Here is a 7,884-nt window from a genome sequence, read left to right on the forward strand (position 1 = left end):
AAAATCAGCCATTTAAACCAATTATCACAGACATTTCGTTAACTTTACAAATTACCCAAAAACTAAAAACAGGCAATGGAAATTAAATTAGCAGTTCTAATTGATGGCGACAATATACCGTCGGCTCATGTAAAAGAAATGATGGAAGAAATAGCCAAATATGGTAATCCAACAATTAAACGTATCTATGGCGATTGGACTAAACCTCATTTATCTAAATGGAAAAATCTGCTTTTAGAAAATGCCATTACACCCATTCAGCAATACGGTTACACAACAGGTAAAAATGCCACGGATAGCGCCATGATTATTGATGCTATGGATATTTTGTATAGTGAAAAAGTAAACGGTTTCTGTCTCGTTTCTAGTGATAGTGATTTTACAAGGTTAGCTACAAGGCTTCGTGAAGCAGGTATGCAAGTGTATGGTATTGGTGAAAAGAAAACGCCCAAACCATTTATTGTAGCCTGTGATAAATTTATTTATATTGAAATTCTAAAACAAGCTTCAGCAGATGCTGATTTGGATTCTGAAGATAAAAAGAAATCGACTAAAGACGATAATTACGATAAAATTACGCCAAAGGATATTCAGTTTATATCGCAAACCATTGAAGATATTGCTGATGATGATGGTTGGGCTTTTTTGGGTGATGTTGGTGGATTGTTACAAAAGAAACAACCAAACTTCGATTCTCGTAACTACGGGTTCGCCAAACTGACACCTTTAATTAATTCGATTGATGATTTCGAAATTGATAAACGTGAAAGTGGAAACGGTCGTTTTAAGTTGGTCTATGTGCGTATAAATGAGAAGCAACCTAAAAAACAATCACGAAGAAAAAAATAGGGTAAAGCTTTACATTTATTATATCTTTATTTAAGATTTACGTAACCTTGAACTTGCAAAAAAGTAGTGAATTTGTAGTAAAAAACTATGGATTTATTTTTAGTCAGTTTCGGAGCACTATTCTCCATTATGAACCCACTTGGAACCGTTCCAGTATTTGTAGGTTTAACACAAGAAAGCACGAAGAAAGAACGCGGTGTAATAGCTTTTTGGACATCTTTTAACGTGTGGATTATTTTATTACTTTCCTTTTTTGCAGGTAAATATATTTTATCATTTTTCGGCATTAGTTTAAATGCTTTAAAAATAGCAGGAGGTCTAATTATTGCTTCTTCAGGATTTGCATTGTTAACGGGGAAATTTAAAGAGCATAAAGGAATGAAACGTGATAAAATTGAAAAAGATATTCGTACACGTGATGCTATTTCATTAACGCCTTTGGCTATACCGATGTTGGCTGGTCCAGGGACTATTTCGTTACTTATAACCTTTAATCAGGAATATCAGTCTACACTTCAAATAGGCATAATACTGTTATCTTTATTGGTAACAACAGTGGCTATTTATATGATTTTAAAATCATCACATGTTATTGTGAAATTTTTAGGCGCTTCAGGGATTAATGCGCTTTCCCGTGTTATCGGATTTATTGTAATAGCAATTGGCGTAGAGTATATTATTTCATCTGCAGTGTCCATTATTGAGGCGATTGAGTTTTAGTGTAATTTCGAACAGAAAGGAATAATATCACAGATATTATACCACATATTGAAAAACCAATAAATAATGGCAATACGCTTTCCATTACAAAACTACCAATAAAGCTTGCTATAGGAACCGCCATTATTGTGCTAAAAAAACCATTTACCGCGGCGCCAACACCAGCAATATGCCCTACGGGCTCCATGGCTAACGAGCGTAAGTTTCCAAACAGAAAACCGATGGCTGTAAATTGTAAAACGAAAAATATAACCAAAACGGATAAATCTGGATTAATACCAGAGGAAAATAGTATCACATATAAAACCGAAACAATACTAAAGCAAATTGCTGCTGTAAACGCAATTTTCTTCATTCCAAAACGCAAAACTAAAGCACTGTTTAAAAAAGTAGCAAAACCAACAGAAACTGCCAAACTAGCAAAGATGTAAGGAAATAAATCTGCTAAATTATATTGGTATTCAAAGATTTGCTGCGATGTACTTAAATACACCATAAATGAACCCGTTATTAAACCGGAAATAATGGTGTAAGCAACGGCATCTTTATGTGTGTAAAACTCTTTGACGCCTGCAATAAAAAGTTGAGGCGTTAATTTTGTTCGATTTTCTTTTAAATGGGTTTCTGGTTGCTTTTTCCAAAACCAAAACATGACCCCTAAACCAAAGATTAAATTGACATAAAAAATAGAATGCCAATCGTAAAACGTTATCAAAAACTGACCTAAAGTAGGTGCAATGACCGGAACCAATATGAAAATCATCACAACAAAAGACATTACTTTGGCCATATAGTCACCACTATAGGAATCTCTAACCATAGCAATGCTAATAGTTCGCGGTGCTGCTAAACCTACACCTTGAAGGATTCTTCCAACAATCATAAGTTCAAAACTACTTGTAGAAACACACAAAATACTTGCCAATACAAATAGTACAAAACCCACATAGATAATAGGTTTCCGACCAAAACTATCAGAAAGCGGCCCAAAAATTAGTTGCCCGAACCCCAGACCTAAAAAAATCATGGTAATCAGTAGTTGGTTTTTGGAAACATCTGTTACACCTAAATCTTTAGCAATGTCGGGCAAAGCTGGAAGTAAAGCATCAATGGAGAGCGCAACAATTGCCATTAAAGACGCCATTAATGCAATAAATTCTATATTGACTTTTTCTGCTGTTGCTGTATTTTTTTGCATCCTGCAAAATTACTCCAAATGAAGAGAGTAGAGGCTATTTGAATTTATAAGAGATTGTTAATTCTTTATTAATAATCTATTTTTAAGTCGATTTATTAATCAATGGTCGCTAAAACGATATAAGTTAGGGGGTTTTGCTATTAAATTAATGTATTTTTGTTAGACAAAATCTCGCATATGTCGCTATTAATATCAGCTGAAGAAAAGTTAAATGAACGTATAAAAGAACTCACCTGTTTATATACCGTTAGCTCCTATATAGCTAATAGTAATTTGGAAGATCTGTATCCGACACTAAAGGCCATAGCTAGAAGTTTGCAAGGTGCTATTTTGTATTCGGATGAGGCATCGGTTGAAATAAAAGTGGAAGATGCATTATTTGTAGTTGGTCAGAAACCAGTAGATAAAGTCTTTATTATTTCGGCAATTAAGGCCTTTAATATTCCTATAGGATCGATAAAAGTGGGATATCCTCAAGGTGAATTTACGACTACGAGTTTTTTAGATGAAGAAATACAGTTACTACATAAAGTCGCTTCAGAAATTGGTAACTTACTTGAACGCAAGCAAATTATTGAAAAAGAAGCTATTTCTCGTAGACAAGTTGAACGGGCAGATCGACTATCTATTTTGGGAGAAATTACAGCTGGTATTGCGCATGAACTCAATACGCCGTTGGCAAATATTTTGGGGTATTCGGAACTGTTAAAAGAACAATTTGATACAGATGAAACCGTTTTAAATGATTTAGATAAAATAATGAATAGTGCCATTTACTCACGCGAAGTTGTAAAAAAATTAATGTTTTTCTCCTGTGATATGCCACAGCAAATGGAATTAACTAATATTACTCATATTGTAAAAGATGCCATTAGTTTACTAAAACCAAATTTCTCCAAAAAACATATTTCGTGTAAAGTTCATATTGCTGATGAGTATATACCATTTCGAGTAGATTCTATTCAACTAACGCAAGTTATTTTTAATTTGGTTATTAATGCTATCTATTTTTCACCAGAAAAAGGTGAAATTAAAGTTACAGTTAGTCAAACTGAAACGCAGATTATTATAGAAATTAGTGATGAAGGCTCTGGAATTGGTCCAGAAAAAGGTGAAAATATTTTTAATCCTTTTTTTACAACAAAACCGGTTGGTGAAGGTTCTGGATTGGGTTTAAGTGTTGTTCATGGTATTGTTAAAAGTCATAAAGGAAGCATAATACATAGTCCCAACACACCAAAAGGAACTATTTTTACTATTCGCTTTCCAAAAAAATAAGTTATGGTATTTAATCGTGAAAATATATTGCTGGTTGATGATGATGTTCATATTTTAGAACTGTTGCAACGGCATTTGCAAAGTTTAAATTATCATACATTTAAAGCTGTTTCTGTTAAAGAGGCTATTTCTATTCTAAAAGATCAAACGATTGATTTGCTAATAACCGATTTAAAAATGCCAGGAGTTGATGGTCTGGAACTGGTGAAATATGTTTCTGAACATTTCCCATCCATTCCAAAATTAGTTGTAACAGGTTATCCTTCAGTTGATGGAGCTTTAGAAGCTATGAAGTCGGGAGCTGTGGAGTATGTCACCAAGCCCTTTACTAAAGAGGAACTTAAAACGGCTGTGATAAAATCATTGAAACGCAGACCCAAAAGGGTAGCGGAAAAGGTGAGTGAAATAAGAGATGACGATTCCTATGGGGAACTAATAGGCCAATCTGAGGCTATAAAAAAAGTAACTGATGTTATAGATCGGGTTAAAAACAATAGGGCTACAGTTTTTATTTCTGGCGAAAGTGGAACAGGGAAGGAGCTTGTAGCACGATCCATCCATTATATGGGGAAATATGCTACGGCACCTTTTATTGCTGTAAACTGTGGCGGCATACCAGAGTCGCTCTTGGAAGCAGAGTTATTTGGTTATACTAAAGGTGCTTTTACGGGTGCTGACGATAATCGGGAAGGATTTTTTCAGGCAGCAAACAAAGGGACTATTTTTTTAGATGAAATTGGTAATGCTTCTTTAGCCACACAATCACGATTATTACGTGTACTTCAAGAAAAGGAGGTTATGCGGGTCGGATCGCAAAAAGTAGAATCTATTGATTTACGGGTTATTGCAGCAACTAATGTGAACCTAAAAGATTTAATTGCAAAGGGCCGTTTTCGTGAGGATTTATATTATCGCCTAACGGTTGTTGAGGTATCGGTGCCAGCATTAAAAGAGCGAAAAGAAGATATTGGTTTATTAACTAATAAATTTTTACTAAAATATGGTGTAGAATTTAAGGATAGGTTAATAACAATTTCAAATGAAGCTCTTAATGTATTAGAACGCTATGATTGGCCTGGAAATATTAGAGAGTTAGAAAACGTTATTCAACGTGCGGTAATAATGTGCGATAAGCAAGTCACGATAGCTGATTTACCAGAGCAATTAAAATACAACATTACATTTCCGAAGGAAAATCAATCGCTTTTACCATTAAAGAAAATGGAAAAAAACTATATTTTAAAAGTATTAAAGGCAACAAATAACAACAAATCTAAAGCAGCAAAAATATTAGAAATTGATAGAAAAACATTAGGAGAAAAAATAAAGTAAAACTTATTATTGTGGGTAATTATTACGCAGTTGTGTAATTACACCACAAATGTAAAACTTATCCTAATAAATAATAAATATCAAATAGCGTAATTTGAGGTGATTAACAACGGTTTAACTTGTGTTATCTAACTTGGCATAGAGGTTGCGCTTAAATAGATAGATGAAATTGAAAATAATCTATGAGTCAATTTTTGGAAAATAGTTTGTGTCAAGATTGCAAGTTTATAGACACCTGTATTTTAACCGCAGATAAAAATTTTATATGGTCGTGTAGCGAATATGAAATTGTTGCGCAAAACCATGCAAACACGGAGTCCCAACGAAAAGTACGGAAAAGCGATTTTAAATCGAAAAAACGTGTCTTTGAACTTATTTAAACAAAAAAAATATGACAGTAACAAAAGAAGCAAAAAAGAAAAAGCAGCCTAAACAGGGGATGTTACAGAATGTTATGAAGCAATTCGACGCTGCAGCAGATATGGTTGGCTTAAATCCAAACATTAAAAAAATATTAGCTGTAACGAATAATGAGTTAATTATTCACTTTCCAGTCCGAATGGACAACGGAGAAGTTGAAATTTTTAAGGGTTACCGAGTGCAACATAATAATGCATTAGGTCCTTACAAAGGTGGTTTACGTTACCATCCTACTATTGACATTGATTCGGTGAAAGCTTTAGCAATGTGGATGACTTGGAAAACATCATTAGCAGGTTTACCTTATGGTGGTGCTAAAGGAGGTATTCAAATGGATCCTACAAAATATTCTAATTCTGAATTGGAGCGCATTACAAGACGTTTTACTTATGCTTTAGGTGATAACATTGGGCCAGAACATGATATTCCTGCGCCAGATGTCAATACAACGGCACAAACGATGGCTTGGATTGCAGATACTTATATGTCTACAAAAGCACCATCGGAACGTTCTAAAAATCAGCACGTAGTGACAGGTAAGCCAGTTGGTTCTGGTGGATTAGAAGGTCGTGATAGAGCAACAGGATTTGGTGTTTATTTAACCATTAAATATTGGGCTGAAAGTAAAGAAATACACTTGTCAGATAAAAAGTTTATTGTTCAAGGTTTTGGAAATGTTGGCTATTGGGCTGCACACTTTTTAGAATTAGAAGGAGCTAAAATGGTTGGTGTTCAAGACGCATTTGGAACAATTAGCAATGCGGATGGTTTAGGTGTTGCAGACTTATTCGAATACGCAAAAAACAATCATGGTTCAGTTGTCGGATTCGCAGGATCTGCTGTAGTTGAGAAAGAGGACTTTTTCGCATTAGATTGTGATATCTGTATTCCGGCTGCTTTAGGAAACCAAATTACTGAAGAAAATGCTTCTAAAATTAAAGCATTTTTAATTGCTGAAGGAGCTAACGGCCCAACAACAGTAGAAGCTGAAAAAATACTACTAGAGAGAGGTATCAATATTATTCCAGATATCTTATGTAATTCTGGTGGTGTTATTGGTAGTTACTTTGAGTGGTTACAAAACCGTAATGGCGAGCTTTGGGAGTTAGACGAAATTATGGCTAAAATAGATAAAAAGATCAAAGAAGTTTTTAAAAGAGTTTTAAAAACATCGGAAGAAAAGCAAATAGATATGCGTTCGGCTGCTTACTTTATAGCTATCGAACGAATTGAAAGAGCTTATATTCAACGTGGAATTTTCCCATAAATAAATATTTATGTAAAATGAAATACGGGAGCTTGATATTTGAAAAAAAAGAGTATGTTGCTTTAAAGAGTCTTTTAAATTTATCTAAAAATTTAAAAGAAGATACACGTAAATACTCTGTCAAAAGACTTGAAGCTGAATTGCAGAAAGCTTTAATAGATGATGAAGAACTTGTTCCTCATGATGTTATTAGATTCAACTCTGTAATAACTGTAGCAACGGATGATGGTTGGGAAAACACTTTTGAACTGGTTATGCCCAATGATAAAAATCATCAAAACAATAAGGTTTCAGTTTTAACTCCAATGGGATCTGCTGTTATGGGTTATGCCCAAAATGATGTAATAGACTGGGAGTTTCCTGGAGGAATCAAAAAGCTACGTATTATTAGTGTAGTACAAAATAAATCGAACAAACAATATCAATTATAATGGAATCAAAACCTTTTTTTAATCATAATACGGATGAAGAAATCATTCTTGCCAAGCGAACACAAGAGCTTGATGTATGGATTTCTCATTTAACTTATGTTACGGACGAAAGTGATTGGCTAGCTCAAATAGCTTCAAAGAAACTAAATGATGAAACGTTAAAAGATGAATTGTTAGAGAAATCCGAACAAAATACAATTATCATCAATGAATTGTACACATATAGAGGCTCAATTGAAAACTACAATGAATGTGATAATTTAGAATGTGACATTTATTATGTTAATCTACATGATACTTTTTGTTCAAAATATGTGAAACATTTAGAGGCATATCGAAATCTTAAAAATGAGCTTTATAAAAAGTTATTAAATTAGTAATTTTCTATA

Annotated in this window: 8 protein-coding genes; 7 read left to right on the forward strand and 1 reads right to left on the reverse strand. The window is 33.7% G+C overall.

All coding sequences use genetic code 11. From position 1 onward, the window contains the following. Nucleotides 1-75 precede the first annotated feature (75 nt). Both BZARG_RS13630 and BZARG_RS13635 read left to right on the forward strand, forming a co-directional pair. Entirely contained in the window at nt 76-849 is a 774-nt protein-coding gene (locus BZARG_RS13630; protein ID WP_008639348.1) for an NYN domain-containing protein, read from the forward strand. Nucleotides 850-936: 87 nt separating this feature from the next. Next, the gene (locus BZARG_RS13635) at nt 937-1,569 is read left to right on the forward strand and encodes a MarC family protein (protein WP_008639317.1); all 633 of its coding nucleotides are present in this window, start codon (nt 937-939) and stop codon (nt 1,567-1,569) included. On the opposite strand, the gene BZARG_RS13640 is transcribed toward BZARG_RS13635, so the two are convergent. Further along, nucleotides 1,547-2,767: a multidrug effflux MFS transporter gene (locus tag BZARG_RS13640; protein WP_008639389.1), complete on the reverse strand. Its 1,221-nt coding sequence runs from the start codon at nt 2,765-2,767 to the stop codon at nt 1,547-1,549. The two genes, BZARG_RS13635 and BZARG_RS13640, sit on opposite strands and share 23 nt — an antisense overlap. A 177-nt stretch (nt 2,768-2,944) precedes the next feature. Between BZARG_RS13640 and BZARG_RS13645 the strand changes: the two genes are divergently transcribed. The 5 genes from BZARG_RS13645 (at nt 2,945) to BZARG_RS13670 (ending at nt 7,872) form a co-directional block, all read left to right on the forward strand. After that, nucleotides 2,945-4,045, forward strand: a complete 1,101-nt coding sequence (locus BZARG_RS13645; protein ID WP_008639352.1) for a sensor histidine kinase — start codon at nt 2,945-2,947, stop codon at nt 4,043-4,045. Nucleotides 4,046-4,048: 3 nt separating this feature from the next. Beyond that, complete coding sequence (locus BZARG_RS13650) at nt 4,049-5,377, forward strand: sigma-54-dependent transcriptional regulator (protein WP_008639395.1); 1,329 nt, start codon at nt 4,049-4,051, stop codon at nt 5,375-5,377. 391 nt (nt 5,378-5,768) lie between these two features. After that, nucleotides 5,769-7,064 (forward strand): Glu/Leu/Phe/Val family dehydrogenase, encoded by a 1,296-nt coding sequence (locus BZARG_RS13660; RefSeq protein ID WP_008639381.1) that lies wholly within the window; start codon nt 5,769-5,771, stop codon nt 7,062-7,064. Nucleotides 7,065-7,081: 17 nt separating this feature from the next. Next, nucleotides 7,082-7,495, forward strand: coding sequence for a GreA/GreB family elongation factor (locus BZARG_RS13665; RefSeq protein ID WP_008639349.1), 414 nt, complete (start codon nt 7,082-7,084; stop codon nt 7,493-7,495). After that, nucleotides 7,495-7,872 (forward strand): hypothetical protein, encoded by a 378-nt coding sequence (locus BZARG_RS13670; protein ID WP_008639383.1) that lies wholly within the window; start codon nt 7,495-7,497, stop codon nt 7,870-7,872. Before BZARG_RS13665 ends, BZARG_RS13670 begins: the two co-directional genes overlap by 1 nt. Nucleotides 7,873-7,884: the final 12 nt, after the last annotated feature.

Origin of the sequence: Bizionia argentinensis JUB59 (assembly GCF_000224335.1) — a bacterium.
GTDB lineage: Bacteria > Bacteroidota > Bacteroidia > Flavobacteriales > Flavobacteriaceae > Algorimicrobium > Algorimicrobium argentinense.

Excerpts from the sequence above, each read along its gene's own strand:
- BZARG_RS13660 (WP_008639381.1), top strand. The coding sequence starts at position 5,769 with ATGACAGTAACAAAAGAAGCAAAAAAGAAAAAGCAGCCTAAACAGGGG.
- BZARG_RS13630 (WP_008639348.1), top strand. The coding sequence starts at position 76 with ATGGAAATTAAATTAGCAGTTCTAATTGATGGCGACAATATACCGTCG.
- BZARG_RS13645 (WP_008639352.1), top strand. The coding sequence starts at position 2,945 with ATGTCGCTATTAATATCAGCTGAAGAAAAGTTAAATGAACGTATAAAA.
- BZARG_RS13665 (WP_008639349.1), top strand. The coding sequence starts at position 7,082 with ATGAAATACGGGAGCTTGATATTTGAAAAAAAAGAGTATGTTGCTTTA.
- BZARG_RS13670 (WP_008639383.1), top strand. The coding sequence starts at position 7,495 with ATGGAATCAAAACCTTTTTTTAATCATAATACGGATGAAGAAATCATT.
- BZARG_RS13650 (WP_008639395.1), top strand. The coding sequence starts at position 4,049 with ATGGTATTTAATCGTGAAAATATATTGCTGGTTGATGATGATGTTCAT.
- BZARG_RS13635 (WP_008639317.1), top strand. The coding sequence starts at position 937 with ATGGATTTATTTTTAGTCAGTTTCGGAGCACTATTCTCCATTATGAAC.
- BZARG_RS13640 (WP_008639389.1), bottom strand. The coding sequence starts at position 2,767 with ATGCAAAAAAATACAGCAACAGCAGAAAAAGTCAATATAGAATTTATT.